The organism is Saccharothrix syringae, assembly GCF_009498035.1.
Lineage (GTDB): Bacteria > Actinomycetota > Actinomycetes > Mycobacteriales > Pseudonocardiaceae > Actinosynnema > Actinosynnema syringae.
Map to the genome: position 1 here is coordinate 10,433,495 of NZ_CP034550.1, position 24,629 is coordinate 10,458,123.

The window sequence follows — 24,629 nt, forward strand, 5'->3', positions numbered from 1 at the left end:
CTCAGCTCCCCTTCGCCGGGACGACCTGGAGGTAGATCGTGGTGAGCACGAAGTTCACGAAGAACAGCAGCAGGAACGTGATGACCACGGCCTGGTTGACCGCGTCGCCGACGCCCTTGGGGCCGCCCGCCGGGTTGAGGCCCCGGTAGGCGGCCACGATCCCGGCGATGAACCCGAAGATCAGCGCCTTGATCTCGGAGATCCACAGGTCCGGCAGCTGGGCCAGCGCGCTGAAGCTGGCCAGGTAGGCGCCGGGCGTGCCGTCCTGGAGCACGACGTTGAAGAAGTAGCCGCCCATCACGCCGACCACGCTGACCATGCCGTTGAGCAGCACGCTGACCAGCATCGCGGCCAGCACGCGCGGCACGACCAGGCGGTGGATCGGCGAGACGCCCAGCACCTCCATCGCGTCGATCTCCTCGCGGATGGTGCGCGAGCCCAGGTCGGCGCAGATGGCCGAGCCGCCCGCGCCCGCGATCAGCAGCGCGGTCACGATCGGGCTGGCCTGCTGGATGATCGCCAGCACGCTCGCCGCGCCGGTGAACGACTGGGCGCCGAGCTGGCGGGTCAGCGAGCCGAGCTGCAGCGCGATGACCGCGCCGAACGGGATGGACACCAGGGCCGTGGGCAGCACCGTCACGCTCACCACGAACCAGCACTGCTGGATGAACTCGCGCAGCTGGAACGGGCGGCGGAAGGTGTTGCGGACCACGTCGATGCCCAGCGAGAACATCCGGCCGGTCTCGCGCAGCGCGCCCGCGCCGGGGAACGTGGCCGGGGCGCTCACAGCACGCCCCCCTGCCGCGGCCAGGGGCTGGGCGTGAGGGGCGCGGTGGGTGCGGCGGAGCCGGCCATGACGCCGTAGTGGCGGCGCTCCTCGGGCGTGAGGCTCGCGACGATGCCCTTCTGGGCGTCGGGCGGCAGCGTGTGCAGGATGCTCATCACCCGGTCCTTGCGGCGGCGCACCGCACCGCGCGGCGGCAGGCCGGGCGTGGGCTCCAGCTGGGGCACCACGCCGCGCACGTCCTCGTCGGGCGAGCCGTCCGAGTGACCCGCGGCCCGGTGCGCCAGCTCCGCGGCCATCGTCGCCTGGTCCTTCTCCTCCGACATGCCGATCGGCCCGATGCGGCGGCCGTTGAGGAACTGCTCGACCACCGGTTCGTCGCTGGTCAGGAGCACCTCGCGGGGGCCGAACATGACCAGTTCGCGGCGGAAGAGCATGCCCAGGTTGTCCGGGACCGTGCGGGCCAGCGTGATGTTGTGCGTGACGATCAGGATGGTCGCGTCGATCTGCGCGTTCAGGTCGATCAGCAACTGGCTCAGGTAGGCGGTGCGGACCGGGTCAAGGCCGGAGTCCGGCTCGTCGCACAGGATGATCTCGGGGTCGAGCACGAGGGCGCGGGCCAGGCCGGCGCGCTTGCGCATGCCACCGGAGATCTCGCCGGGGAGCTTTTTCTCCGCGCCGACGAGGCCGACCATCTCCATCTTCTCCAGCACGATCCGCCGGACCTCGGCCTCGGTCTTGCGGGTGTGCTCGCGCAGCGGGAACGCGACGTTGTCGAAGAGGTTCATCGAGCCGAACAGCGCGCCGTCCTGGAACAGGACGCCGAACAGCTTCCGGGTCTCGTACAGCTTGTGCTCCGAGCAGCGCACCAGGTCGGTGCCGTTGATGACGATCTTGCCGCGCTCGGGCTTGAGCAGGCCGACCAGCGACTTCAGGAAGACGGACTTGCCGGTGCCGGAGGGCCCCAGCATGACGCTGACCTCGCCCGGCGGGAGCGTGAGCGTGACGTCCCGCCAGATGGTCTGCCTGCCGAAGGACTTGGTCAGGCCCTCGACGACCACCTCGACGCCCATCGCACCTCCCGGTCAGCGGCGGCAATGCCCGACGCCGGGCAGGCCGGCGTCATACCGGTGCAACGAGGCGGACCCGTCGTGGTTACTCACCAGTTGGGTTAGCGCGAGTCTCGGATGGGTAACAGTAGGGCGTGGGGAACGCGGTGTGAGGAAGCGAACAGGGCGGGCACCCTCCGCGGGGTGCCCGCCCTGTTCAGGCGTGGAGCGCTAGATCACTTGAGCGAGATCTTGGCGCCGGCGGCCTCGAGCTTCTCCTTGGCGGCGTCGGCGACGTCCTTCGCCACGTTCTCCAGCAGCGGCTTCGGAGCGGACTCGACCAGCTCCTTGGCCTCCTTCAGGCCCAGGCCCGAGACGACCTCGCGGACGACCTTGATGACCTGGATCTTCTTGTCGCCGGCGCCCTCGAGGACGACGGTGAACTCGTCCTTCTCCTCCTCGGCGGGAGCAGCGGCGGCGGCCGGGCCGGCGGCGGCGACGGCGACCGGCGCGGCGGCGGTGACCTCGAAGGTCTCCTCGAACTGCTTCACGAAGGCCGACAGCTCCAGGAGGGTCATCTCCTTGAACGCGTCGAGCAGCTCGTCGGTGCTGAGCTTCGCCATGATGGCGGTCCTTTCTCTGTCAACGCCCGAACTGCGGCCGGGACGCGGAGTGTCTGGGGTGGGTCAGCTTTCGGCCGGAGCCTCGGCCTCGTCGGCGGCGGGCGCCTCCGAGGACCGCTTCTCCTGCAGGGCAGCGGCCAGGCGGGCGACCTGGGAAGCCGGGGCGTTGAACAGACCCGCAGCCTTGGCCAGGTTGCCCTTCATCGCGCCCGCCAGCTTGGCGAGCAGCACCTCGCGGGTCTCGAGGTCCGCGATCGCGGCGACCTCTTCGACCGAGAGGGGGCGGCCGTCCATGTAGCCGCCCTTGATGACCAGGGCCTTGTTGTCCTTCGCGAAGTCACGCAGCGCCTTGGCCGCGTCGACCGGCTCGCCCTCGACGAAGGCGATGGCGGTCGGACCGACGAGCAGGGCCTCCAGGCCCTCGACGCCCGCGTCCTCAGCGGCACGCTTGACCAGCGTGTTCTTCGCAACGGTGTACGTGGTGCCCGCGCCGAGAGCGCGACGCAGCGTGGTGAGCTGCGCCATGGAGAGGCCGCGGTACTCGGTGACGACGGCGGCCGAGCTCCCGCGGAACTTGTCCGTGAGCTCGGCGACGGCCGAAACCTTGCTGGGCTTCGCCATGATCGCCTCCTCTCTGGGCTGGGGTGAGCGCCGGCCTTGGAGAGGGTCTTTGAGCACGAAAAAACGCCCCTGCGCAGCAGCACGGGGCGTGACGGGCCGCGAGGGCCTGAGACTTCCTCGTCCTCCTGCGCGGGTCGCCCGCCGTGCGGGACCTTCGATCCGGGCGAACCCGGATGACCAGCGGTCTTCGGTGAACCGCCACCCAGCGTACGGGACGTGTCCCGGCCGCTCCAAATCGGCATGATGTGACCCGTGACCGAAGAACCCCCGAGGAACCCGCCGCCGCCGGACATCGACCCGGAACAGCTCCGGCAGTTCCAGGAGTTCCAGCGGTTCCAGGAGTTCCAGCGCTTCCAGCAGGGCCAACACGCCCTGCCGCCGGGCGCCTCGGCGCCGCCACCCCAGCCCCTGCCCCCACCGCCCGCACCGCCCGCGGCACCACCGCGCAGGCCGCTGTGGCAGGTCCTGCTCCGCAGCAAGCTGTTCCGCCGCCTGGTGTACCTGGTGGTGGTCCTGCTGATCGCCTCCTACTTCTACGACCGGTACTTCGGCGGCGAGGACCCCGGCGACATCGCGGTGGACAGCGGCGGCGTGGAGAACAACGTGCTGGCGCCCCAGACCCCGTACGGCATCGGCGGCACGGTCGCCCTGTTCTACAAGCACGTGGGCACCGGCGACGCGAGCCAGGCGTGCCGGCTGTTCAAGGAGGACGGGCCGCGCCGGGCCTTCGCGGAGGCGTTCGGGGCAAGCGATTGCGCGGGTGCGGTGGAGAAGCTGAAGCCGCAGGTCACGAACGTGTCGAACTACCGCCAGCTCGGCTTCCCCGCCACGATGCGCGGCACGCCGGCGGGCGGCACGGTCGAGGTCAGCTCGTGCGAGCTGACCGTGCGCGACGGTCCGCGGCTCGGCCGGTTCACGCTCACCGCGCAGCAGAGCAAGAGCTGGGTGATCACCGGCTACGAGGCCGAGCCCGCGGACTGCGCCGGCAGGTAGCGGCCGCCCGGCGGCAGCACCCCGCCCGGCGACAAGCGAAGTGCCCCCCGACCAACTGGCCGGGGGGCACTTCGGCGCTGCGGAAGCCGGGTCAGACGGTGGCTTCGTCGGTCAGCAGGTTCCGGGTCCGGTTCGGGTCGACCGGGATGCCGGGGCCCATCGTCGTCGAGACGGTGACCTTCTTCAGGTACCGGCCCTTCGCCGCGGACGGCTTGGCGCGCAGGATCTCGTCCAGCGCGGCCGCGTAGTTCTCGACCAGCTTCTCCGGCTCGAACGACACCTTGCCGATCACCAGGTGCAGGTTCGCCTGCTTGTCGACGCGGAAGTTGATCTTACCGCCCTTGATGTCCGTCACGGCCTTGGCGACCTCGGGGGTCACCGTGCCGGTCTTCGGGTTCGGCATCAGGCCGCGCGGGCCGAGGATGCGGGCGATGCGACCGACCTTCGCCATCTGGTCGGGCGTCGCGATCGCGGCGTCGAAGTCGAGCCAGCCACCCTGGATGCGCTCGATCAGGTCCTCGGAGCCGACCGCGTCGGCACCGGCGGCCTCGGCCTCGGCGGCCTTCTCACCGGTGGCGAAGACGATCACGCGGGCGGTCTTGCCCGTACCGTGCGGCAGGTTCACGGTGCCGCGGACCATCTGGTCGGCCTTGCGGGGGTCGACGCCGAGCCGGATGGCGACCTCGACGGTCGCGTCCAGCTTGACCTTGGACGTCTCCTTGGCGAGCTTGGCGGCCTCCAGCGGCGAGTACAGCCGCTCCCGGTCCACCAGCTCGGCGGCGTTCTTGTACGCCTTGCTGCGCTTCATGCTGCTGTCCTTAAGTGGATCAGTTGTGGTGCCGAGCCAGCGCGCGGCTCTCCCACGAACTACCTACAGAGAAAGGTCTTCAGCCCTCGATCGTGATGCCCATGGAGCGGGCGGTGCCGGCGATGATCTTCGCGGCCTGGTCCACGTCGTTGGCGTTGAGGTCGACCATCTTGGTCTGCGCGATCTCGCGCACCTGGTCCATGGTCACCTTGGCGACCTTGGTGCGGTGCGGCTCGCCCGAGCCCTTCTCCACGCCGGCGGCCTTGAGCAGCAGCTTCGCGGCCGGCGGGGTCTTGAGCTTGAAGTCGAACGAGCGGTCCTCGTACACGGAGATCTCGACCGGCACGACAGTGCCCCGCTGCGACTCGGTCGCGGCGTTGTACTGCTTGCAGAACTCCATGATGTTGACGCCGTGCTGACCCAGGGCGGGACCCACGGGCGGCGCGGGGTTCGCGGCCCCGGCCTTGATCTGCAGCTTGATGATCGCTGCGAGCTTCTTCTTCTTGGGTGGCATCTCAGTTCCTCATATTGCGGTGTCCGCGCGCGGCCCTGCCAGCCGCAGCGTGGCTGCCGGCGTCCCCTGCGCACACAGGGGAACCGATCAGATCTTGGAGACCTGGCTGAACGACAGCTCGACCGGAGTCTCGCGGCCGAAGATCGACACCAGGACCTTCAGCTTCTGGCCGTCCGCGTTGACCTCGCTGATCGTGGCGGGCAGCGTGGCGAACGGGCCGTCCATGACGGTGACCGACTCGCCGACCTCGAAGTCCACCTCGACGGTCGACTTCGCGGGTGCCGCGGCGGCCTTCTTGCCTGCGGCGGGCTTCTGCTCGACCTGGGGCAGCAGGAACTTCAGCACCTCGTCGATGGTCAGCGGCGACGGCTTCGACGTCGCGCCGACGAAACCCGTCACGCCCGGCGTGTTGCGCACCGCGCTCCACGAGGCGTCGTTGAGCTCCATGCGGACCAGGATGTAGCCGGGCAGCACCTTGCGCTGCACCTGCTTGCGCTGGCCGTTCTTGATCTCGGTGACTTCCTCGGTCGGCACCTCGACCTGGAAGATGTAGTCCTCCATGTCGAGCGTCTGGATGCGCGTCTCGAGGTTGGTCTTGACCTTGTTCTCGTAGCCCGCGTACGAGTGCACGACGTACCAGTCGCCGGGCGCGTGCCGCAGGGCCTCGCGCATCTCGGCCGCCGGGTCGGCGGGCTCGTCGTGGATGTCCCCGACGGGAGCGGACCCCTCCGGGAGCGCGTCCTCCTCCGGCGCGGTGTCCTCCGACGCCTCGTCCTGCTCGACGACGTCCTCGACACCACCGTCGAAGCCCTGCTCGTCGGTCAGGTCGTCGTGCTCCTGGGCGTCAACGCCGTTCTCGGAGGTCACTGTGGGTCTCGCTTCCTCTCATGCATCACATGTCCGCCGCCCACCGGGGGGCGGTGCGGCGCTCGGCTCAGCCGAACACCCGGAACATGCCCCAGGCGAAGGCCGTGTCCAGGCCGAAGACCAACGCCACCATGAAGGCCACGAAGACCAACACGACCCCGGTGTAGGTGACCATCTGCTTGCGGGTCGGCCAGATGACCTTCCGCAGCTCGCTGACCACCTCGCGGAAGTACCGGACGATCCTGCCGAAGAAGCCGGGACGCTTCTCCTGGTCCGTCCGAGAGCGCGTGGGACGGCCCTTCCTGTCCTCGGCGTCGGTGTCGGCCTCGGCCGACTTGCCCGCCGGGGCGGCGGCGTCCTTGCGGCCCGCCGGCCGGGCGGAGCCGCGGCGCTCGCGGCGCGCGGCGGCGGTGACCGGCCGGGACGCGCTCTCGCGCTCTTCCGGCTGGTCCTGCTCGCGGCCCTCGCTCATGCCGTCCTCCGCTCACCATCGCGCTTCGACGCAGGGGCGACAGGACTTGAACCTGCAACCTGCGGTTTTGGAGACCGCTGCTCTGCCAGTTGAGCTACACCCCTTTGGAGCACCACCGTTGGCACCCCCTGGCTGGAGACGTCCCGCACCCTCCTCACGTGGCCCGTGAGGCAGCGACCGGCCGTTCCAAGACCGGAAGCATACGGCACCACCCGTCCCGGTTACCAACCGGCCCGGTCAGCGGGGGTGCCGAGGGGTTGTCGGGTTGTGCGGTCTGCCACGATTGGGCCCATGGGCACGCCTGAGACGACCACCGAGAACACCTCCTCCGACCACCCGCGCGTCTCCAAGCGCATCGGGGGCATCGCCGAGTCCGCCACCCTGGCGGTCGACGCGAAGGCGAAGGCGCTCAAGGCGGCCGGCCGGCCGGTCATCGGGTTCGGCGCGGGCGAGCCGGACTTCCCGACCCCCGCGGCCGTCGTCGCCGCCGCGCAGGCCGCGTGCGCCGACCCCCGCAACCACCGCTACACGCCCGCCGCGGGCCTGCCGGAGCTGCGGGAAGCCGTGGCCGCCAAGACCAAGCGGGACTCCGGCTACGAGGTCTCCGCCTCCCAGGTGCTGATCACCAACGGCGGCAAGCAGGCCGTCTACCAGGCGTTCGCCACGATCGTGGACCCGGGCGACGAGGTGCTGCTGCCGGCGCCGTACTGGACCACCTACCCCGAGGCGATCACGCTGGCGGGCGGCGTCCCGGTGCAGGTCACCGCGGACGAGTCGACCGACTACCTGGTCACCGTCGAGCAGCTGGAGGCCGCGCGCACGCCGCGGACCAAGGTCCTCCTGCTGTGCTCGCCGTCGAACCCCACCGGCTCGGTCTACAGCCGCGAGCAGATCACCGCCATCGGCGAGTGGGCCCTGGCCAACGGCCTGTGGGTGGTCACCGACGAGATCTACGAGCACCTGCTCTACGACGGCGCGGAGACCGCGTCGCTGCCGGTGGCCGTGCCCGCGATGGCGGACCGGACGATCGTGCTCAACGGCGTGGCCAAGACCTACGCGATGACCGGCTGGCGGGTGGGCTGGCTGATCGGCCCGGCGGACGTGGTCAAGGCCGCGGCGAACCTCCAGTCGCACCTGACCTCGAACGTGGCCAACGTCTCGCAGCGCGCGGCGCTGGAGGCCGTCTCCGGCTCGCTGGACGCGGCGCACGAGATGCGCACCGCGTTCGACCGCCGCCGGCGCACCATCGTGGAGCTGCTCTCGGCCATCCCCGGCGTGGAGTGCCCGACCCCGAAGGGCGCGTTCTACGTCTACCCGTCGGTGAAGGCCCTGATCGGCAAGCGCCTGCGCGGCGCGGAGATCACCGACACCGTCACGCTCGCGGCGCTGATCCTGGAGCACGCCGAGGTGGCCGTGGTGCCCGGCGAGGCGTTCGGCACCCCCGGCTACCTGCGCCTGTCCTACGCCCTGGGCGACGACGACCTGAAGACCGGCGTGACCCGCATGGCCGAACTGCTGGCCGAGGTCGAGTAGCCCCACCGGACACCGATCGAGGGGCACCTCCGCCCGGAGGTGCCCCTCGATGTGCGCGACCTACACCCACGATGTGAGTTAAATCACCCGAAAGAACTGGCAGCTCCACGCTCCGCAACCCCTTTGGGCGACTGCTGTAACCGTCGGTAGAACGGTACCGATGGTCCGTTCAGACCAGCACCCCTTCGCCCGAGGAGCCCAACCCATGACGACGGAGCCCACCGAGCCCGAGCCCGAGCGCCGGTCCGGCAGGTGGCTGGTGGTGGCGGCCTGCGCGGTGCTCGTGGCGGGCGCCGTCGCGCTCGTGCTGTGGGTGACGGCCCCGGACCCACCGGTCCACCTCGTCTACGACGTCACCGGCACCGCCGAGCGCGTCACCGTCACCTACTCCACCGCGGGCGGGACGCACCGCGAGGAGCTGGCCGAGCTGCCCTGGCACCAGGAGCTCACCGTCCCGGAGAAGCCCGAGCCCGGCGTCCTCACCGTGACCATCGGCCCGCAGGGCGGCGACGTGGCGTGCCAGGTCCTCGTGGACGGCGAGGAGCGGCGCTCGGCAACGGCCACCGGCGCGCGCACCAGCGCCCTGTGCGACGGCTTCTAAGAGCTGTTCGAGGTTCGGATCCGGGTCGGCCCCCGTGGTGTGCTGGTCGGGGCTGGTAGTACCCGGGTGTGGCGCGTTTCGACCTGACCGAGCCGCACGTGCCGGTGGCGACCACGGGGCCGTTGCCGCGTCGGGTGCGCGAGCAGTTCAACGGCATCCTGTGGCGGTTCCGCACCGGGTCGGGTTGGAACTGGTGGTCGTGGACTCCACGATCGTGCGGGCGCATCACGAAGAGGAAAAAGGGGCTCCGCCGCCCACGCCGGACACGGCCGGTGCGGCCTGGCCACCCGCTACGCCAAGTCACCGAAGGGCTATGAGGCCGGACTGCGCCCGCGAGGAGCGATCATGTGGCCGAGGCCCCCGACCCCAACCACATGATCCAAGCCCCGAACGGCTCCTAGGGCAGCCGCACGCGGGCGAACGCACCGCCCAGCACCGACTTGCCCTCGAACGCGGCCGTCACGTGCACCCGGAACGTCCCGTCCTCCAGGACCTTGGCCACCTTCCCGGTGACCTCCACCAGCGCGCCCTCGTCGTCGTCGGGCACCGGCACCGGCCTCCCGAACCGCACGCCGTACTCGACCACGGCACCCGGGTCGCCGACCCAGTCCGTCACCACGCGCCCGGCCAGCGCCATCGTCAGCATCCCGTGCGCGATGACCCCCGGCAGCCCCACCTCGCGCGCGAACCGCTCGTTCCAGTGGATCGGGTTGAAGTCACCCGAAGCCCCCGCGTAGCGCACCAGGTCGGCCCGCGTCACCCGCACCGACAGCGGGGGCAGCTCGTCCCCGACGGCAACCTCGGCAGCAGTGATCATCACGCCCCCTCCCCCCGCACCACCAGCGTCGACTTGGCAGTGGTCACCGGGGCCCCCTCCGCATCGGTGATCTCGGCCCGCAGCGCCAGCAGGTCGTTCCCCATCCGGGAGGTGATGTTGTCCACGTGCAGCACCGTCGACAGCACGTCCCCCGCCCGGATCGGCCGGTGGTGGACGAACGACTGGTCCCCGTGCACCACCCGGCCGTAGTCCAGCCCCAGCTCCGGGTCCGAGACGATCACGTCGTTCACCTTCAGCGACAGCACCACCGCGAACGTGGGCGGCGCGATCACGTCCTCGTGCCCCAACCCCCGGGCGACCTCGGGGTCGAAGTGCACGGGGTTGGTCTCCCCGATCGCCAGGGCGAACTCGCGGATCTTCTCGCGCCCGACCTCGTAGGCCGGCGACGGCGGGTAGGCACGTCCGATGAAGGACTGGTCAAGAGGCACAGGGGGAGGTTATACGCGAAAAGGCCCGCCCCCGGGACGGGGACGGGCCCAGAAGACCAACCTCAGCGCGTTTCCTTGTGCGCCCGGTGGGTCTTGCAGTTCGGGCAGAACTTCTTGATCTCCAGGCGGTCCGGGTCGTTGCGCCGGTTCTTCCTGGTGATGTAGTTCCGGTGCTTGCACTCCTCGCACGCGAGGGTGATCTTGGGGCGTACGTCGGTTGCAGCCACGGTCCTTGCCTTTCTAGAGCTCGGCGTCCCCGTCCCAACCGGGCACCCGTGGCGGGCTTACCACCAACGGCGGGGTGGGCGGTCCCGACAAACGAAGGAACCACCAGTTCCAGCCCCCACCCCGCCAACGGAACCACTCAAACCGCGAACGGAACCACTCGGGGGGATCCAAGGGGGGCGTGCCCCCCTTGGGCGGGGTCCGGGGGCCGCGCCCCCGGTGTGATGCGGAGCGAGCCAGGTCCGCGCACTCCGCGGACATGGCTCACCCACTCGCGTAGCGGTGGCCGGACTTGAACCGGCGACACAGCGATTATGAGCCGCTTGCTCTACCGACTGAGCTACACCGCTTCACATGACTGAAGCCGCAGTGATCGCTCACCACGGCCGCTGTCATATGGAGCCCCTTTACGGAATCGAACCGTAGACCTTCTCCTTACCATGGAGACGCTCTGCCGACTGAGCTAAAGGGGCTTGCTCTCTTGCAGCGATAGGAACTCTACAACACACCCTCCGCCAGAGTGAAATCGGGGGGCCCGCTCAGTGCACCAGAGTGAGCACCGTCTCATCCCGGGCACCCCTGACCTGCACCGTTCGCGCCCGCAGCCACGCCTCGAAGCGCTCCTCGGACAGCGGCCGGGAGATCAGGTAGCCCTGGGCGACGTCGCAGCCCATGCCGACGAGCTGGTCGCGGGCCGCGTCGTCCTCCACGCCCTCGGCGACCACGGTGAGTTGGAGCGAGTGACCCAGTTCCACGATCGAGCGAACCACGGCCATGTCACCCAGGTCGGTGCCCATGCCGAGCACGAAGCTCTTGTCGATCTTGACCTCGTCCACGGGCAGCTGCCGCAGGTAGGCCAGCGACGAGTAGCCGGTGCCGAAGTCGTCCACGGCCAGCACGACGCCCATGGCGTGCAGGCGCCGCAGCACGGGCAGCGCCCGCTCCGGGTCGGCCATCACGCCGGACTCGGTCAGCTCGAAGGTGAGCAGCTCCGGCGGCACCTCGTGGCGCGCCAGCGCGGCGGCCACCCGGTCCGGGAACTCCGCGTCGGCCAGCGTGCGCACGGACAGGTTCACCGCGATCGACATGCGCAGCCCGCGGTCGAGCCAGCGGCGCACCCGCTCCAGGGCCTTGTCCATCACGAAGTCGGTCAGCACGTCGACCAGGCCGGTGGCCTCGACGGCGGGCACGAACTCGTCGGGGTCGACCCGGCCGAACTCGGGGTGCTTCCAGCGCACCAGCGCCTCCGCGCCCACCACCTGGCGGCTGGGCAGCGCGACCTTGGGCTGGTAGTGCACCGAGATCTGGCCGTTCTCCAGCGCCGAGCGGAACTGGGTGACCAGCTGGAACCGGCGCAGGAAGATCTGGCCCATGCTGGGCGCGTACTGGCGCAGCGGCTCGTTCTCGCTGGTCGCCCGCACGGCCACGTCGGCGCGCTGGAGCAGCGCGTCCGGGTCGGGCTCCTCGACGTCGCAGTCCGTCGTGGTGACCCAGCCGACGACCGCGCCCGCCTCCACGGTGAGCCGGTCGACGGGGTAGGGCATGGACAGCGCGGAGCGCAGCCGCTCGGCGATCTCCTGGATGCGCTCGGCCTGCCGGTCCAGCAGCAGCGCGGCGAACGCGCCGCCCTCCAGCCGCGCCAGCGGCACCTCCGGGCCCAGCTCGTCGCGCAGCCGCCGGCCCGCGGCGACGACCATCCGGTTGCCCCACGCCTGGCCCAGCGCGTCCGACACCGTCGACAGCACGGTCAGGTCGATCCGGACCACCACGGCCTCGTCGGCCTGGCGCATCGGCTCGCTCGCGGCCTCGCGGAAGCCGGGCCGGTTGAGCAGGCCGGTCAGCGGGTCGTGGTAGGCGTCGTGGCGCAGCCTGGCCAGCAGCCGCCGGTTGTCCACCGCGGTGGACAGGTGGCTGGCCAGCGTGCGCAGCAGCTGGATGTCGGCCCTGCCGAAGCCGCGCCAGCGGCTGAGCCGGTCGTGCACCTCGACCGCGCCGAGCAGCTGGGTGGCCCCGCGCAGCGGCACGACCAGCACCTCCTGCGCGTCGCGGCGCTTGAGCGACTCGGCGACCTCGTCACCGGCGTCGACCACGCGGAAGTAGCGCACCTGGGCGCCGGGGAGCTGGAGCACGGCGTCCTCGCGCAGCACCCGCGGGTCCTCGCGGCGCATGCTCGGCGGCAGCGGCTCGCCCGCCACGAACGTGCGCATCGGCGCCTGCGGGTCGGTGCGCAGCCGCAGCACGACCCGGTTGGCGTTGAGCTGCTCGCGGATGCGCTCGGCGATCAGCTGCCACTCGTCGTCCTCGGCGCGGCCGTCGTCGTCGTCCGGCGCGGTGCCGCGCGGGCCGGTGGCGTGGCGGCCGGAGCGGGCCACCCGCAGCGAGACCTCGCTGAGCGCCTCCAGGTCGCGCTGCTCGCGCAGCAGGCCCGAGTAGGCCAGGTAGATGGCGGTGATGCCGGCGAACACCAGGCCGATGAGCAGGCCGCCCCACGGCGCGCGGGTGGCGATCTCGTAGCCGACCAGGCCCGCCGAGGTGTTCAGCAGCGCCACCACCAGGGTCTGCAGCACCAGGCGCAGCGACGGGCCGACCCGCATGCCCTTGCCCATGGTGCGCAGCGCGGTCAGGCCGAGCACGCTGGCCAGCAGCGGCACCGCGATGGTGCCCACGAACGCGCCCGCCCACACCGGGCCGTCGCGCCCCAGGAGCTGCTGGACCCACTCGGCGACCGCGAAGGCCAGCGAGATCTCCATGAACATCAGGCCCGCGTTGTAGACGGCGCGGTCGAGCACGCGGCGGCCCAGCAGCGTGCCGACGCCCGCGACCACGTGCGCGGCCAGCACGATCTCGAAGGGCGCCACCAGCAGGCCGAGCACCAGCGGGATCTCGGTGAAGGAGATGGTCCAGGCCACGCCGCTGCGGACGTCGACGTTGATGGCCAGCTGCTCGGCCAGCAGGAAGCCGACCACCAGCAGCGGACCGACCCACAGCAGGTCGTCGTCGATGCGGTCGTCGGGCAGCCAGGTGCCGACGACGAACGCGGACAGCGCGCCCGCGACGAGGAGCAGGCCCGCGAACACGGTGAAAGCGCGGTTCGCCGACCGGGGCGGCGCGCCCGGCGCGGTGACCGACGCGTGGTCGGACATCCAGCCTCCTCGTCGGCCGTCGTCTCGGTGGGCCGGGTCGCGGCCTGCGGGCTCCTGGCGTGACTGAGGGGTCCCGAACACCGACCAGGACCCCTCCAAGGCTGCCAATGTACCCCGGTCGGGGGACGAAACGGCAGGTCGAATACCCAATTGCCACGACAAGTAACGGATCGGTGCCCCCGCTCGGCTGCGGGTGGAGCAATGCCACCGGCCGTCCGGGAAGGAGATGTGGATCACTTCTCCGAGTGGTCCGGACCAGGCCGCCGCGGCATGACGCCTGCTCGGCGGGGGTGGGCCGCGGGCGCGGTCCGGACGGCGCGCGGAACCGGTTACGGCGCTCCGGAACCCCGTAGCGGGCGGGGTGCCCGGTGCGGTTGGGTTCGGCCGTGGACCCCTTGCTCCCGAACTTCCCGCCCGTCGCCGACCCGTACTCGTTCACCGAGCTGCCCGAGGACGCGCTCAACGCCACCTGGGGCGCGCTGCGGACGCACTCGCTGGCCTGGCACCCCGACGCGGACCTGGACGAGCAGCTGCGACGGTGGCCGCTGACCGGTGGAGGGGACCCCGACACGGCCGCGGTGGTGACCGTGCCCAGCCGCGCGGTGGCCGCCGCCGACGTGCTCGTGCGGCACGGCTTCGCGCCGCTGCTGGTCACCGCCGCCCGCCTGCCCGGCCGGGGTCGTGCTGGCGGCGGGGCGGTGGGCGTGCGCGAGCTGGTCGCGGCCGACCTCGACGCCGCGGTGGCGCTGCACCTGGAGACCGTGCGGTTCGACGGCCGGTTCGGCATGGTCACCGAGCGGCCGTCGAGCGCGGACCGGCTGCGCGAGCACGTCGCGGCCCTGCTCGACCGCGACGAGCCGTGCGCGTGGGTGGCCGAGGTCGGCGGCGAGCCCGCCGGGCTGCTGTACTGCGACCTGCCGGGGCACTCGGACTGGATCGCCGGGCGGACGCGCGTGCGGCCGGTGGCGTACCTCGGGTTGCTGGGGGTGCGGGCGGAGCACCGGGGGCGGGGCGTGGGCGCCGCGCTGGCCGGGCACGCGCACCGGGTGCTGGACGGGGCGGGCGTCGGGGTGGTGCTGCTGCACCACGCCCTGCCGAACCCGCTGTCCACGCCGTTCTGGTACGGCCAGGGCTACCGCCCGCTGTGGACGACCTGGCAGCGGCGGCCCGCGCGGTAGCGCCCCCCGCTCGTCGGCCCCCTGCTCACACCCTGACCAGTTCCCTCCCCGACACGACCGGCGCACCCCGCCGTCCCCGCCGCACGTCGTCGAGCAGCCGGCGGGCCTCGGACGCCGCCGCGTGCTGCGCCGCACCGCTGCCGACCGCGTCGCGCAGCGCGAGCCAGACCGCGGCCTCGTCCTCCCGGACGGCGGCGAACAGCTGGTGCTGCTCGGGGTAGGGGTGCAGCGCGATCTGGTCGAGCCGGTCCCTGAGCGCGCCCAGCACGGCCTGGTCCACCCCACCGACCGCCACCAGCCGGTCGTACTTGGCGACCAGGTCGACCGAGGTCAGCTCGGTCGACGACAGCGGCCCGAAGTTGAGCACGGCGTTCAGCCCGTACTCCAGGTCGTCCGCGGCGTTGAGCAGTTCGCGCGCGTCGTCCGGACGAGCCGGCGCGCGCCCGGTGTGCCGGACGACGAGACCGACGACGACGCCGAGGCCGAGGGCCGCGAGGCCGATGAGGAGTTCGCTCATGCCCCCCAGTCTCGGGGGCGGCGACCGGACCACCGGTCCCCCGCGCGGCAACGGGTCGATCGGGTCGCCGACCGGTCGGCCGCAGTTCGGCTGGGCTGTTCGGCGCAACCGATCGGCGCACGGAGTACCACCCGACAAGGTGATCTCGCCTGGGCCAGCCGAGTGAAGCCGGTTCGCCGGGGTACTCGCGCCCCAGGTCGGGGCCTCCTAGGGAATGAGGGAATCGGGCGATGAGAAGGACGGGCGAGGGGGTCGTCATGACCGTTGCCGAACAGCTGTCGAGCCGGGCCATGGCCGTGCTGCGGGCGGTCGCCGCGGGTCGGGCGCAGTTGACCGGGGGCTGCGAGCCGGCGCTCTACATCGACGGGCTGCCGTGCTGCGACCAGATGGTGTCGCACGACCTGGTGCACGCGGGGCTGCTGCGCGCGAGCCGGGTGGTGGGCCTGTACGAGCGCACGGAGGCCGAGCTGACGGACGCCGGGCGCGCCGCGATCACTTGACCCTCGAACAGACGTTCGAGATGGGTTATGCTGCATTGCGGGGCCGGCACGCAAGTGAGAGGAAGCACTTGCGCGCCGGCCCCGCCCGCGTCCGCGGCGCCCAACCGGCCCGGACGCCCACGTCCCGCGACACCCGACGCCCCACCGGCGTCCCGTGACACCCGACGCCCCGTCGGCTCGCCGGCGTCCCCGCGCACCCGAACCGCCCTCAACGCCCCCACCGGCGGCGAAAACCCGGCGCACCGACCACGGACGAGTGGTGCGACCAACGCGAAAAAGCCCCTGTGACCAGGTGGTCACAGGGGCTTTCGTCCTGCTGTGGCGGGTAGAGGATTCGAACCTCTGTAGCTTTCGCGACGGATTTACAGTCCGCTCCCATTGGCCGCTCGGGCAACCCGCCCCGCCCCCGGTCTCCCGGGTGCGGTGCAGACAATACATAAGCCTGTCGGGGCCCGTGCAACCGGGTTCCCCCGGTAGGCTTCCGGGCGGTTCGCAGACCCACCGACGCGGAGGTACCGGGCACGTGGCAGACCCGTCGTTCGACGTGGTGAGCAAGGTCGACCGCCAGGAGGTCGACAACGCGCTCAACCAGGCCGCCAAGGAGCTGAGCACCCGGTTCGACTTCCGGGGCACCGGCACGTCCGTCGCCTGGGCGGGCGAGGAGGCCATCGCCTTCCAGTCCGAGACCGAGGAGCGCTGCCGGGCCGCGATCGACGTCTTCCAGGAGAAGCTGGTCAAGCGCGGCATCTCGATGAAGGCGTTCGAGGTCGGCGAGCCGACCATCTCGGGCAAGGTGTTCAAGGTCACCGGCACCCTGGTCCAGGGCATCTCCAGCGAGAAGGCCAAGCAGATCGCGAAGAAGGTCCGCGACGAGGGCCCCAAGGGCGTCCAGGCGCAGATCCAGGGCGACCAGCTGCGCGTCTCGGGCAAGAAGAAGGACCAGCTGCAGGAGGTGATCGCGCTGCTGAAGAACTCCGACTTCGGCATCGCGCTGCAGTTCACCAACTACCGCTGACCCGGGGGTAACGGGCGGTGCCCGCGGGCCGACATCGTGGGTGGCCTCCCGGGAGCGCCCGCCCGGCCCGGAACGGCCTCGGTGGCGGAGCGCGGGGGAACTACCGCGGAAGAAGGCAGATGAAGGGCATCATCCTGGCCGGGGGCAGCGGCACGCGCCTGCACCCGATCACGCAGGCGGTCTCCAAGCAGCTGCTGCCGGTCTACGACAAGCCGATGGTGTACTACCCGCTGTCGGTGCTGATGCTGGCCGGCATCCGCGAGATCCTGCTGATCTCCACGCCGACCGACCTGCCGCTGTTCCGCCGCCTGCTCGGCGACGGCTCGCAGTTCGGGCTGAGCGTGTCCTACGCCGAGCAGGCCCAGCCGAACGGGCTGGCCGAGGCGTTCGTGATCGGCGCGGACTTCGTCGGGGACGACGACGTGTCGCTCGTGCTGGGCGACAACATCTTCTACGGCCAGGGCTTCTCCCGGCTGCTGCAGCACCACGCGGCCACGCTGGACGGCTGCGTGCTGTTCGGCTACCCGGTGAAGGACCCCGAGCGCTACGGCGTGGGCGAGGTCGACGCGACCGGCCGGCTGGTCTCCATCGAGGAGAAGCCCGCCGCGCCGAAGTCGAACAAGGCCATCACCGGCCTGTACTTCTACGACAACCAGGTCGTGGACATCGCCCGGAACCTGCGGCCGTCCGCGCGGGGCGAGCTGGAGATCACCGACGTCAACCTGACCTACCTGCGCCAGGGCCGCGCGCACCTGGTGGACCTCGGCCGCGGGTTCGCGTGGCTGGACACCGGCACGCACGACTCGCTGCTGGAGGCCGGCCAGTTCGTGCAGGTGCTGGAGCACCGGCAGGGCGTGCGCATCGCGTGCCCCGAGGAGATCGCGCTGCGGATGGGCTTCATCACCGCGGACGAGTGCTACGCGCTGGGCGAGAAGCTGGCGAAGTCGGGCTACGGCCAGTACGTGATGTACGTCGCGCGCGAGGTCCGCTAGGGCCGGCGCGCCATCTCCTCCAGCCGCCGCACCCGGTCCGGGATCGGCGGGTGGGTGGAGAACAGCCTGGCCAGCTGCTCCCCCGGCCGGAACGGGCTGGCGATCATCAGGTGCGACTGCGCGACCACGGCGGGCTCCGGCGCGAGCGGCGCGGCCAGGGTGCCGTGCTCCAGCTTGCGCAGGGCCGAGGCCAGCGCCAGCGGGTCGCCGGTCAGCTCCGCGCCGGACTCGTCGGCCTGGTACTCGCGGGACCGGCTGACCGCCATCTGCACGATCCCCGCGGCGACGGGCCCGAGCACGGCGATCAGCAGCACGGCCAGCGGGTTGGGCCGGTCGTCGTCGTCACCGCCGAACAGGCCCGCGAACAGGGCCAGGTTCGCCAGCGCGCCGACCACGGCGGCCAGCGCGCCCGCCACGCACGAGATCAGGATGTCGCGGTTGTAGACGTGCGACAGCTCGTGCCCCAGCACGGCGCGCAGCTCGCGCTCGTCCAGCAGCTCCAGGATGCCGGTGGTGCAGCACACGGCGGCGTTGCGCGGGTTGCGGCCGGTGGCGAACGCGTTCGGCGCGGCCGTGGGGCTGAGGTAGAGCCTGGGCATCGGCTGGCGGGCGGTCCGCGCCAGCTCTCGCACGATCCGGTACATGGCCGGTTGCTCCACCTCGGCCACCGGCCGCGCCCGCATGGCGCGCAGCGCGAGCTTGTCGGAGTTGAAGTACGCGTAGGCGTTGACGCCCAACGCCACCAGCACCCCGACCACCAGGGTGGTCCGGCCGAACAACGCGCTGATCGCCACGATCAGCGCGCTCATGGCGCCGAGCAGCAACGCGGTCTTCAACCCGTTGTAGTGCTTGTGCACGTTGCTTCGCCTCCGGCTGTTCTACGTCCTCCTCCTCAACGCGCCCGGCCGGCCGGCGGTTCCGGCACCGGAGCGTGCCGGTCGTGCGGTGGTGCTCTCCGGCGCGGGTTCGGCGCCCGGGTCCAGCGGCGGCGGTGGCGGGACGTGCGCGACCCACGTGCCCAGCACGTCGCGTTCGTGGACCAGTTCGGCAACGGCGTTTTCACCTGTTGGTGTACCCGTGCCGGGGTAGGAGAAATCCGGGGCCCAGTGCAGGGCGTCGAACGGGCACGCCTCCACGCAGATGCCGCAGTACAGGCACTGGCCGTAGTCGATGGCGAACCGGTCGAGCACGTTGCGCGCCCGCGGGCGGGAGGAGCCGGGTACCTGCTCGGTCTCGGTGTGCGAGTCGATGTGGATGCACCAGTCGGGGCACTCGCGGGCGCAGATCATGCAGACCGTGCAGTTGGCCTCCAGCAGCGCGATGACGCCGCGGGTGCGCGGGGGGAGGGGGGTCGGCGTGGCGGAGGCCGGGGCGGCGGGAGCGGGCTCGGCAGGGGTCGGCTCGGCCGCCTCGGGCCGGGTGCGGTCGGTCACCGGTGTCCTCCTCCTGTGTCCTCCTCGTACCGCGGCCCCCACGAGGGGTCGGGCACGCCGGGCGGCGCGGTGCGCCGACGGCTGGGCGCGGACGTGCCGTCCTCGCCGGGCTCCAGCCGCCCCGGCCACGGGCGCACCACCCGGGAGGCCAGCACGAAGTCCTTGCGCAGCGGGTGGCCGCTGAACGCCTCGGGCAGCAGCAGCCGCGCGGCGGCCCGGTCGAGCGCGATGCCGAACATCTCCGCGGCCTCCCGCTCGTGCCACGCCGCACCCGCCCACAACCCCGCCACGCTCGGCAGCGCGTCCCCGGGTCCCAGCTCGGTGCGCAGCAGCACCCCGTCCCCGCTCCCCGGCCGCAGCACGTGCAGCAGCACGGCGTGCCGCTGCCCGACCGCACCCGGCCGCCCGGCGTCCTCGACCCCGAGCCAGTCGAACTGCGCGCAGCCCAGCTCGTGCCGCACGTGGCGGGCGGCCGCGAACCAGGAGTCGAGGGGCACGTGCGCGGTGCTCTGCCCGAAGGCGGCCTTGACCTGCGCACCCGGCACGCGCGCGGCCAGCTCGGCGGACGCGGCGCTCACGAGATCAGCCGGTGGAGCGCGGCCAGGCCGTCCAGCAGCGCCTCGGGGCGCGGCGGGCAGCCGGGGACGGCGACGTGGACCGGCAGCACCTGGTCGACCCCCTTGGTGACGCTGTAGGAGTCCCAGTACGGGCCGCCGGTGTTGCTGCACGCGCCGACGGAGAGGACGTAACGGGGTTCCGGCATCTCCTGGTACGTGGCGATCACCGCGGGCAACATGGCGTCGGTGACCGTGCCCGACACGACGAGCACGTGGGCCTCGCCCGCCGCGTGCACCGGGTCGACCCCCAGGGCGGCGAGCTGCTCGGGGCGGTGGCCCTCCAGGGCGGCCATGACCTCGACGCCGCAGCACGCGAGGCCGAGGTCGAGCACGGTGACCCGGTACGTCGTACCCCAGTCCAGGGTGGAAACCGTCACGTCGGATGAGGTTAATACGTGGGGGCCCACCAGGCTTGCGCCCGGCGGGCCCCCAACCCCCCAAACCCCCCGGAGTAGAACCCCCCAAACCCCCCGAGTTCGCCCCCACGTGAACAAGCACCTGGTTGCGGGGAGAAGTCTCTTACGAACCGCGCTTACTGTCCAGGCAATCGATCAAGATCTTCGGATAATTTCACCGTGAACTGTGGCCAAGTTCAGTACAACTAATCGGTAGCACAACTCGACCCGACCCGAGAGGCCCTGCATGTCGACCTCGGCCCAGCTGCTCCTGCCCGCCGGCAACCAGCTCAGCAGGCTCCTGCACACCTCGCCGCTGCTGCTGGACACCACGTTGGACCAGCTCAGGACACTGATCGCGGTGTACGAGACGAGGTCGGCACTGCGCGCGGCGCGCGTGCTGGGCCGGGAGCAGTCGAGCGTGCAGAAGCAGGTCGACACGCTCAACCGCAACTTCAAGCAGCTGTGCGGCGAACCGCTGGTGGTCAAGCAGGGACGTGGAAAAGACGTGCTGATCACACCCACCGGCGAGGCGTTGGTGGAATTGGCGCGCCGGACGCTGAGCGAGTGGCTGGATTCGATTCACGAGTGCCGGCGCAAGCTCGGCACCACGCTGACCGTGGGCACCACGCGGTTCATGCTCGACTCGCTGGCCAAGGCGTGGCACCACGTGGCGGACGACTTCCGCCGGCGGGACGTGGAGCTGAAGGTCGTGCACATCCGCACGAAGGACATCTGGACGAGCCTGGAGTCCAAGGAGGTCGACATCGTGTGCGGGAGCGTGGTGACGCCCGCGGGCCGCCGCGACGACGGGTTCGCCGACTTCGACGTGATCGAGTGGCGCCGGGGCGGGTTGGCGCTGCTCACGAACCTGCCGCCGCACCGGCTCGGCGACCGGGTGGGCACCGGCGAGCTGCCCCGGCTGCCGCTGGTGGTGCCGGGCGACGGGCTGATCGCGGAATTCCTGCGCGGGTGGTTCGGACCGGAGTACCGGAACGAATTGGACATAGCAGCAGAAATCGACGAAATTCAGTACGGCATGTCGCTGCTGCGCTCGGGCCTGGTCGAGGGCTGCATGATCGTCACCTCGGGCCTGGGCGTGGTCGCCGCGAACGGCGAGCTGCGCGAGGGCTCGGGCCTGCGCGTGGTGGAGCTGAAGAACGACCGGAAGCCGCAGCTGGAGCGCTTGGTCGGGGTCTTCGCCCGCAAGGAGGAGCGGGCGAAGTTCCCGGCCGACCACCCGTTGAACCTGCTGTGGGCGGCGTTCCAGCGCGAGGTGCCCGACTAGCGCTCCGGGCGGCGTCGCTGGGCTTGGCGAGCCAGCCACTCCAGCCCGGTGAGCTGCCGCGGCGCGGCGGGCTTCGGCGGTTCCGCGCCGCCGTCCCGCTCGTGCTGCGGTCGGGGGGCCGGGCGCTGGGCGTCGATGTCGTTCACGGTGCGCTCCCTACGTCGGTCGACGGCGAGTGCCGTCGATCGGAGCACCGTCGGAGCGCGACTCGCTAGTCTGATCAGCCTTATGGGTGACCAACCACCCCGGAGTCGGATGACCGCGTTGTCGGGGTGCTGTTGAGTGCTCGCACGCCCCGCCTGGTCTCGGTGTACCTGCCGGCCGACCACGCCCTGCGGGGCGCGACCACGTCCTCCTGCTCACCCCGCACCCCCTCGTGCGCGAGGTGAACCCCGTGCGGGACGACTCCGTCCGGCACCGCGCTGTCGGGAAGCGGGACTTCGGCCCGAAGCGCGGGAGGACCGGGGAAACCCGGCGGAGCCTCGCGCGGGCGCTGGACGAGACGGGCGAGCACTCGGCGGCCCGGGTCGAGCACCGGGCGGTGCCGAGGATCCGCCGGATGACCCCGACGCGCTCACCACGGCGCACCGCCTGGCACGCGTCCCACGGGGGCCGGGGCACCCGACCTGGGCCGAGCGGGTGTTCCGCGATGTCCCGGTCAAGCGCGAACGGGCGCCCGGCCCCGAGCACGCGACCGGTCCCGAGGCCGTCGGTCACGCGGTGCGCTCGCGGTACCGGGCGGCGTAGCGGGTGGGCGTCTCGCCGAACATGGCGGTGAAGTCGCGGACGAAGTGGGGTTGGTCCGCGTAGCCGAGGTCGGCCGCCAGGGCGGCCCAGTCGAGGTGGCCGCCCGCCTCCATGCGCTCGGTGACCTCGCGCAGGCGGTAGCGGCGGATCACCCACTTGGGGCTCACCCCGACGTGGTCGGCGAACAGGCGTTGCAGGCTGCGGACCGTGGTGCCCAGCTCCCGGGCCAGCGCGTCGACCCGCTTGACGCCCGGCTCGGCCACGATCAGGTCCACCACCTCGACGGCGCGCCGGGCGGCCCGGTCCGGCTCGGGCAGGTGCGCGCGCAGCACGGCCTCCACCGAGGTCACGTCCGCCCGCGCGGGCAGGTCGGCGAACACCTCGGCGGCCGGCAGGGTGCGGTCGGTGATCGACTGGACGGGTGCCCCGAGGAAGGGCCGGAAGGCGCCGGGGTGGAAGGCGACGCCGAAGACGCGCCCGGTGCCGGCCAGCTCCTTGAAGACGTGACCGCTGCACACCCCGTGAACCTCGGCCCCACCTTCGTGGAACGACAGCTGCACGTTCGGGTAAGGCACGATCAGCTGCCGGTACGGCCGGTCGTAGCACCACTCGACCACCCAGTACCGCGCCACGTACGGCGCCAGGTCGGGCGACGGCGCGATGAACTCGTGCCGCTGGTGCCGGCTCCACGCCAGCTCACGCTCGTCCCGCGTCACGCCCGGAGCGTATGTCGCCTTTGTTCAATACACGGCCGGAACGCTTTCCTACGGTGGCGGCATGTCCCGTGAGCAGTTGATCCACCGAGCCGTGGAGGTCGCCGTCGAGGTCGTCTCCGGCATCGGGCCCGACCAGTTGACCGCACCGACCCCGTGCACCGATTTCGACGTCCGCCGCCTGGTGAACCACCTGTTGTTCTGGGGCCCGTCCCTGGAGGGCGCGGCGCGCAAGCAGGCCGTGCCGCCGCCCGCCGGCGCGGAGTCGGACCTCGACCTGACCGCGGGCGACTGGGCCGCGGACCTGACCGCCCAGCTCGACCGCACCGCCGACGCGTGGGGCGAGCCCGGGGCGTGGACGGGCACGACGCACATGGGCGGTCCGACGGAGATGCCCGCCGAGGTGGTCGGCGGCATGGTGCTCGGCGAGATCGTCGTCCACACCTGGGACCTGGCCCGGGCCACCGGACAGCGCCCCGCGTGAGACGAGGACCTGCTGGAGCGGGTCCACCGGGACCTCGTGCCGACCGCGCAGATGGGGCGCGACATGGGCATCTACGGCCCCGAGGTGCCCGTGCCCGCCGACGCGCCGCTGCTGGACCGCGTCCTCGGCCTCACCGGGCGCACCCCGTAGGCCCGGCGGAAGCGTTCCGGTGCCGGCGGGCATGTCCCCGGTGTTGAGGAGAGCGGCGCGGGCTGGTGGGCCAGGACGGCCTGCTGCCCCCGCTGCTCACCGTGACGGGGAACCCGCCCCCGGCCCCGGCGGTTGGGACGCGCTCGTGCCGGGCGTCAGGGCCAGGGCGTGTACGCGATGGAGGTGACCTCCTCGGCGAGCAGGCCGTAGTCGGAGTGGACGCTGTCCGCGTCGGACTGCGCGCCCAGGTAGTTGGCGTTCTCGAACACGGTGTGGTCGCAGTTCGAGTAGCTCTTGCCGGAGGCGAAGTCGTCGTTCCAGTAGTCGCCGACGTTGCTGATGCCGTAGGTCGCGCCGTAGCAGCCGGTGCCGTTCGCCCCGTAGTAGACCGCCGAGTCGCCGCCGAAGTCGGTGTAGTCGTAGTGGAAGCCGAGCAGCGGGTTGGCTTCCGCGCGAGCCCGCGTGGACACCGCGGCGGAGTTCGCGATCACGCGGTCCAGCTCGTCGGGCCCCTTGGCCCGGTCGACCTCGGCGCGGGAGATCCGCCCGCCGGAGGCGAACTCGATCGACTCGGCGAGCGTGCCGAAGCAGGTCACGGGCGCCGCCTCGTTCTCCGCCGAGGCGCCGCGCACGTGGTCGGGCGTCTTGGCGGTGAGCCCGATCGCGCAGTGCCTGGCCCCAGGCCCGCGCTCCGCGGCCGCCGCCGTACCGGCCGGCACCTGCCCACCCAACGCGACCGCGGCCACGACTGCCAGAACTCGCACGGACTTGTTCACAACGCCCCCTGACGTCTCCTGAGCGCAGGCGTCGATTGGAATCCTTTTGGCACTGGGCCGAAGGAATTCCACGACGCCGCTCTGATCGCCCCTGTTCGGCCGAAAGCCGAAATCGGATCGGGGCACGGCGATCATCGGGCGGGGTCGGCGGGGCTGTCAACGGACGGGCGAGACCTCACCGGTTCGCGGTGGATCGGCCGATCAGCGGAAGGGGTGGGCGTTGGCGCAGGTGGGAGTGGGGGGTGCGCGTCAACCGCATCGGGGTGCGTGCGGCATTCCCGCCTCCCGCCGGCGGGATCTGCGGCGGTAAGCGCCGGGTGGTTTT

General features: G+C 71.6%; 29 protein-coding genes and 4 tRNA genes. 9 read left to right on the forward strand and 24 right to left on the reverse strand.

The window, feature by feature from the left end:
* Position 1: 1 nt before the first annotated feature.
* From EKG83_RS44195 to rplJ, 4 genes are all read right to left on the reverse strand, one after another.
* On the reverse strand, positions 2-733 hold the full coding sequence (locus EKG83_RS44195) for an MlaE family ABC transporter permease (RefSeq protein WP_228122992.1): 732 nt from the start codon (positions 731-733) through the stop codon (positions 2-4).
* A gap of 50 nt (positions 734-783) precedes the next feature.
* Positions 784-1,857, reverse strand: a complete 1,074-nt coding sequence (locus EKG83_RS44200) for an ABC transporter ATP-binding protein (protein ID WP_033428557.1) — start codon at positions 1,855-1,857, stop codon at positions 784-786.
* Positions 1,858-2,069: 212 nt separating this feature from the next.
* Entirely contained in the window at positions 2,070-2,456 is a 387-nt protein-coding gene (rplL, locus tag EKG83_RS44205) for a 50S ribosomal protein L7/L12 (protein ID WP_033428556.1), read from the reverse strand.
* Between the two features lie 63 nt (positions 2,457-2,519).
* A complete protein-coding gene (gene rplJ / locus EKG83_RS44210; RefSeq protein WP_033428555.1) occupies positions 2,520-3,077 on the reverse strand; it encodes a 50S ribosomal protein L10 in 558 nt (185 codons plus the stop codon).
* A gap of 252 nt (positions 3,078-3,329) precedes the next feature.
* Between rplJ and EKG83_RS44215 the strand changes: the two genes are divergently transcribed.
* A complete protein-coding gene (locus EKG83_RS44215) occupies positions 3,330-4,070 on the forward strand; it encodes a hypothetical protein (protein ID WP_033428554.1) in 741 nt (246 codons plus the stop codon).
* A gap of 91 nt (positions 4,071-4,161) precedes the next feature.
* Here the strand turns inward: EKG83_RS44215 and rplA are convergent, their stop codons facing one another.
* The 5 genes from rplA to EKG83_RS44240 form a co-directional block, all read right to left on the reverse strand.
* A complete protein-coding gene (gene rplA / locus EKG83_RS44220; protein WP_033428553.1) occupies positions 4,162-4,878 on the reverse strand; it encodes a 50S ribosomal protein L1 in 717 nt (238 codons plus the stop codon).
* Positions 4,879-4,957: 79 nt separating this feature from the next.
* Positions 4,958-5,392, reverse strand: coding sequence for a 50S ribosomal protein L11 (rplK, locus tag EKG83_RS44225; protein WP_033428552.1), 435 nt, complete (start codon positions 5,390-5,392; stop codon positions 4,958-4,960).
* A gap of 87 nt (positions 5,393-5,479) precedes the next feature.
* Positions 5,480-6,259, reverse strand: coding sequence for a transcription termination/antitermination protein NusG (gene nusG, locus EKG83_RS44230; RefSeq protein WP_033428551.1), 780 nt, complete (start codon positions 6,257-6,259; stop codon positions 5,480-5,482).
* 67 nt (positions 6,260-6,326) lie between these two features.
* Positions 6,327-6,731 carry a preprotein translocase subunit SecE gene (secE, locus tag EKG83_RS44235; protein WP_033428550.1) on the reverse strand — a complete coding sequence of 135 codons (405 nt, stop codon included), beginning with the start codon at positions 6,729-6,731 and terminating at the stop codon, positions 6,327-6,329.
* Positions 6,732-6,762: 31 nt separating this feature from the next.
* Positions 6,763-6,835, reverse strand: a tRNA-Trp gene (locus EKG83_RS44240).
* A 187-nt stretch (positions 6,836-7,022) separates the two neighbouring features.
* Between EKG83_RS44240 and EKG83_RS44245 the strand changes: the two genes are divergently transcribed.
* A complete protein-coding gene (locus tag EKG83_RS44245) occupies positions 7,023-8,264 on the forward strand; it encodes a pyridoxal phosphate-dependent aminotransferase (RefSeq protein WP_033428549.1) in 1,242 nt (413 codons plus the stop codon).
* 205 nt (positions 8,265-8,469) lie between these two features.
* Positions 8,470-8,865 (forward strand): hypothetical protein, encoded by a 396-nt coding sequence (locus EKG83_RS44250; protein WP_051764666.1) that lies wholly within the window; start codon positions 8,470-8,472, stop codon positions 8,863-8,865.
* Positions 8,866-9,262: 397 nt separating this feature from the next.
* Here EKG83_RS44250 and EKG83_RS44260 read toward each other — a convergent pair whose 3' ends face one another.
* The 6 genes from EKG83_RS44260 to EKG83_RS44285 all read right to left on the reverse strand — a co-directional run bounded on the left by EKG83_RS44260 (position 9,263) and on the right by EKG83_RS44285 (position 13,499).
* Positions 9,263-9,682 (reverse strand): MaoC family dehydratase, encoded by a 420-nt coding sequence (locus EKG83_RS44260; RefSeq protein WP_033428784.1) that lies wholly within the window; start codon positions 9,680-9,682, stop codon positions 9,263-9,265.
* Entirely contained in the window at positions 9,682-10,131 is a 450-nt protein-coding gene (locus EKG83_RS44265) for a MaoC family dehydratase N-terminal domain-containing protein (protein WP_033428548.1), read from the reverse strand. Before EKG83_RS44265 ends, EKG83_RS44260 begins: the two co-directional genes overlap by 1 nt.
* A gap of 62 nt (positions 10,132-10,193) precedes the next feature.
* Complete coding sequence (gene rpmG, locus EKG83_RS44270; protein WP_015105301.1) at positions 10,194-10,358, reverse strand: 50S ribosomal protein L33; 165 nt, start codon at positions 10,356-10,358, stop codon at positions 10,194-10,196.
* Between the two features lie 275 nt (positions 10,359-10,633).
* Positions 10,634-10,706 (reverse strand) — tRNA-Met (locus EKG83_RS44275).
* A gap of 47 nt (positions 10,707-10,753) precedes the next feature.
* A tRNA-Thr gene (locus tag EKG83_RS44280) sits at positions 10,754-10,829 on the reverse strand.
* Positions 10,830-10,895: 66 nt separating this feature from the next.
* Positions 10,896-13,499 (reverse strand): putative bifunctional diguanylate cyclase/phosphodiesterase, encoded by a 2,604-nt coding sequence (locus EKG83_RS44285; protein ID WP_033428547.1) that lies wholly within the window; start codon positions 13,497-13,499, stop codon positions 10,896-10,898.
* 386 nt (positions 13,500-13,885) lie between these two features.
* Here EKG83_RS44285 and EKG83_RS44290 point away from each other — a divergent pair, with 386 nt between their 5' ends.
* On the forward strand, positions 13,886-14,677 hold the full coding sequence (locus EKG83_RS44290) for a GNAT family N-acetyltransferase (RefSeq protein ID WP_153278806.1): 792 nt from the start codon (positions 13,886-13,888) through the stop codon (positions 14,675-14,677).
* Positions 14,678-14,702: 25 nt separating this feature from the next.
* Here EKG83_RS44290 and EKG83_RS44295 read toward each other — a convergent pair whose 3' ends face one another.
* Positions 14,703-15,194: a hypothetical protein gene (locus tag EKG83_RS44295; RefSeq protein ID WP_033428545.1), complete on the reverse strand. Its 492-nt coding sequence runs from the start codon at positions 15,192-15,194 to the stop codon at positions 14,703-14,705.
* Positions 15,195-15,451: 257 nt separating this feature from the next.
* Here EKG83_RS44295 and EKG83_RS44300 point away from each other — a divergent pair, with 257 nt between their 5' ends.
* Positions 15,452-15,694: a hypothetical protein gene (locus tag EKG83_RS44300; RefSeq protein ID WP_033428544.1), complete on the forward strand. Its 243-nt coding sequence runs from the start codon at positions 15,452-15,454 to the stop codon at positions 15,692-15,694.
* 319 nt (positions 15,695-16,013) lie between these two features.
* On the opposite strand, the gene EKG83_RS44305 is transcribed toward EKG83_RS44300, so the two are convergent.
* Positions 16,014-16,094 (reverse strand) — tRNA-Tyr (locus tag EKG83_RS44305).
* 123 nt (positions 16,095-16,217) lie between these two features.
* Here EKG83_RS44305 and EKG83_RS44310 point away from each other — a divergent pair.
* A complete protein-coding gene (locus EKG83_RS44310; protein WP_033428543.1) occupies positions 16,218-16,709 on the forward strand; it encodes a YajQ family cyclic di-GMP-binding protein in 492 nt (163 codons plus the stop codon).
* Positions 16,710-16,828: 119 nt separating this feature from the next.
* Complete coding sequence (rfbA, locus tag EKG83_RS44315; protein ID WP_033428542.1) at positions 16,829-17,701, forward strand: glucose-1-phosphate thymidylyltransferase RfbA; 873 nt, start codon at positions 16,829-16,831, stop codon at positions 17,699-17,701.
* On the opposite strand, the gene htpX is transcribed toward rfbA, so the two are convergent.
* From htpX to EKG83_RS44335, 4 genes are read right to left on the reverse strand one after another with little or no spacing between them, the layout of a single operon-like run.
* Positions 17,698-18,558: a zinc metalloprotease HtpX gene (htpX, locus tag EKG83_RS44320; RefSeq protein ID WP_033428541.1), complete on the reverse strand. Its 861-nt coding sequence runs from the start codon at positions 18,556-18,558 to the stop codon at positions 17,698-17,700. The two genes, rfbA and htpX, sit on opposite strands and share 4 nt — an antisense overlap.
* A gap of 21 nt (positions 18,559-18,579) precedes the next feature.
* On the reverse strand, positions 18,580-19,134 hold the full coding sequence (locus EKG83_RS44325; protein WP_228122430.1) for a 4Fe-4S binding protein: 555 nt from the start codon (positions 19,132-19,134) through the stop codon (positions 18,580-18,582).
* Positions 19,131-19,712 (reverse strand): NADH-quinone oxidoreductase subunit C, encoded by a 582-nt coding sequence (locus EKG83_RS44330; protein WP_033428540.1) that lies wholly within the window; start codon positions 19,710-19,712, stop codon positions 19,131-19,133. Before EKG83_RS44330 ends, EKG83_RS44325 begins: the two co-directional genes overlap by 4 nt.
* A complete protein-coding gene (locus EKG83_RS44335) occupies positions 19,709-20,128 on the reverse strand; it encodes an NADH-quinone oxidoreductase subunit B (RefSeq protein ID WP_033428539.1) in 420 nt (139 codons plus the stop codon). Before EKG83_RS44335 ends, EKG83_RS44330 begins: the two co-directional genes overlap by 4 nt.
* A gap of 265 nt (positions 20,129-20,393) precedes the next feature.
* Here EKG83_RS44335 and EKG83_RS44340 point away from each other — a divergent pair, with 265 nt between their 5' ends.
* Complete coding sequence (locus EKG83_RS44340) at positions 20,394-21,434, forward strand: LysR family transcriptional regulator (RefSeq protein WP_033428538.1); 1,041 nt, start codon at positions 20,394-20,396, stop codon at positions 21,432-21,434.
* On the opposite strand, the gene EKG83_RS44345 is transcribed toward EKG83_RS44340, so the two are convergent.
* The gene (locus tag EKG83_RS44345; protein ID WP_153278807.1) at positions 21,431-21,580 is read right to left on the reverse strand and encodes a hypothetical protein; all 150 of its coding nucleotides are present in this window, start codon (positions 21,578-21,580) and stop codon (positions 21,431-21,433) included. The genes EKG83_RS44340 and EKG83_RS44345 overlap by 4 nt on opposite strands.
* Positions 21,581-22,147: 567 nt before the next feature.
* On the reverse strand, positions 22,148-22,897 hold the full coding sequence (locus EKG83_RS44350) for a helix-turn-helix domain-containing protein (RefSeq protein ID WP_153278808.1): 750 nt from the start codon (positions 22,895-22,897) through the stop codon (positions 22,148-22,150).
* A 61-nt stretch (positions 22,898-22,958) separates the two neighbouring features.
* Between EKG83_RS44350 and EKG83_RS44355 the strand changes: the two genes are divergently transcribed.
* Positions 22,959-23,378 (forward strand): TIGR03086 family metal-binding protein, encoded by a 420-nt coding sequence (locus EKG83_RS44355; protein WP_228122431.1) that lies wholly within the window; start codon positions 22,959-22,961, stop codon positions 23,376-23,378.
* 305 nt (positions 23,379-23,683) lie between these two features.
* On the opposite strand, the gene EKG83_RS44360 is transcribed toward EKG83_RS44355, so the two are convergent.
* Positions 23,684-24,292 carry a hypothetical protein gene (locus EKG83_RS44360; RefSeq protein ID WP_153278809.1) on the reverse strand — a complete coding sequence of 203 codons (609 nt, stop codon included), beginning with the start codon at positions 24,290-24,292 and terminating at the stop codon, positions 23,684-23,686.
* Positions 24,293-24,629: the final 337 nt, after the last annotated feature.

Bases quoted from the DNA above. Each gene is read 5' to 3' on its own strand.
- EKG83_RS44195 (WP_228122992.1), bottom strand. From the start codon at position 733: ATGTTCTCGCTGGGCATCGACGTGGTCCGCAACACCTTCCGCCGCCCG.
- EKG83_RS44200 (WP_033428557.1), bottom strand. From the start codon at position 1,857: ATGGGCGTCGAGGTGGTCGTCGAGGGCCTGACCAAGTCCTTCGGCAGG.
- rplL (WP_033428556.1), bottom strand. From the start codon at position 2,456: ATGGCGAAGCTCAGCACCGACGAGCTGCTCGACGCGTTCAAGGAGATG.
- rplJ (WP_033428555.1), bottom strand. From the start codon at position 3,077: ATGGCGAAGCCCAGCAAGGTTTCGGCCGTCGCCGAGCTCACGGACAAG.
- rplA (WP_033428553.1), bottom strand. From the start codon at position 4,878: ATGAAGCGCAGCAAGGCGTACAAGAACGCCGCCGAGCTGGTGGACCGG.
- rplK (WP_033428552.1), bottom strand. From the start codon at position 5,392: ATGCCACCCAAGAAGAAGAAGCTCGCAGCGATCATCAAGCTGCAGATC.
- secE (WP_033428550.1), bottom strand. From the start codon at position 6,731: ATGAGCGAGGGCCGCGAGCAGGACCAGCCGGAAGAGCGCGAGAGCGCG.
- EKG83_RS44245 (WP_033428549.1), top strand. From the start codon at position 7,023: ATGGGCACGCCTGAGACGACCACCGAGAACACCTCCTCCGACCACCCG.
- EKG83_RS44250 (WP_051764666.1), top strand. From the start codon at position 8,470: ATGACGACGGAGCCCACCGAGCCCGAGCCCGAGCGCCGGTCCGGCAGG.
- EKG83_RS44260 (WP_033428784.1), bottom strand. From the start codon at position 9,682: ATGATCACTGCTGCCGAGGTTGCCGTCGGGGACGAGCTGCCCCCGCTG.
- EKG83_RS44285 (WP_033428547.1), bottom strand. From the start codon at position 13,499: ATGTCCGACCACGCGTCGGTCACCGCGCCGGGCGCGCCGCCCCGGTCG.
- EKG83_RS44295 (WP_033428545.1), bottom strand. From the start codon at position 15,194: ATGAGCGAACTCCTCATCGGCCTCGCGGCCCTCGGCCTCGGCGTCGTC.
- EKG83_RS44300 (WP_033428544.1), top strand. From the start codon at position 15,452: ATGACCGTTGCCGAACAGCTGTCGAGCCGGGCCATGGCCGTGCTGCGG.
- rfbA (WP_033428542.1), top strand. From the start codon at position 16,829: ATGAAGGGCATCATCCTGGCCGGGGGCAGCGGCACGCGCCTGCACCCG.
- EKG83_RS44340 (WP_033428538.1), top strand. From the start codon at position 20,394: ATGTCGACCTCGGCCCAGCTGCTCCTGCCCGCCGGCAACCAGCTCAGC.
- EKG83_RS44355 (WP_228122431.1), top strand. From the start codon at position 22,959: ATGTCCCGTGAGCAGTTGATCCACCGAGCCGTGGAGGTCGCCGTCGAG.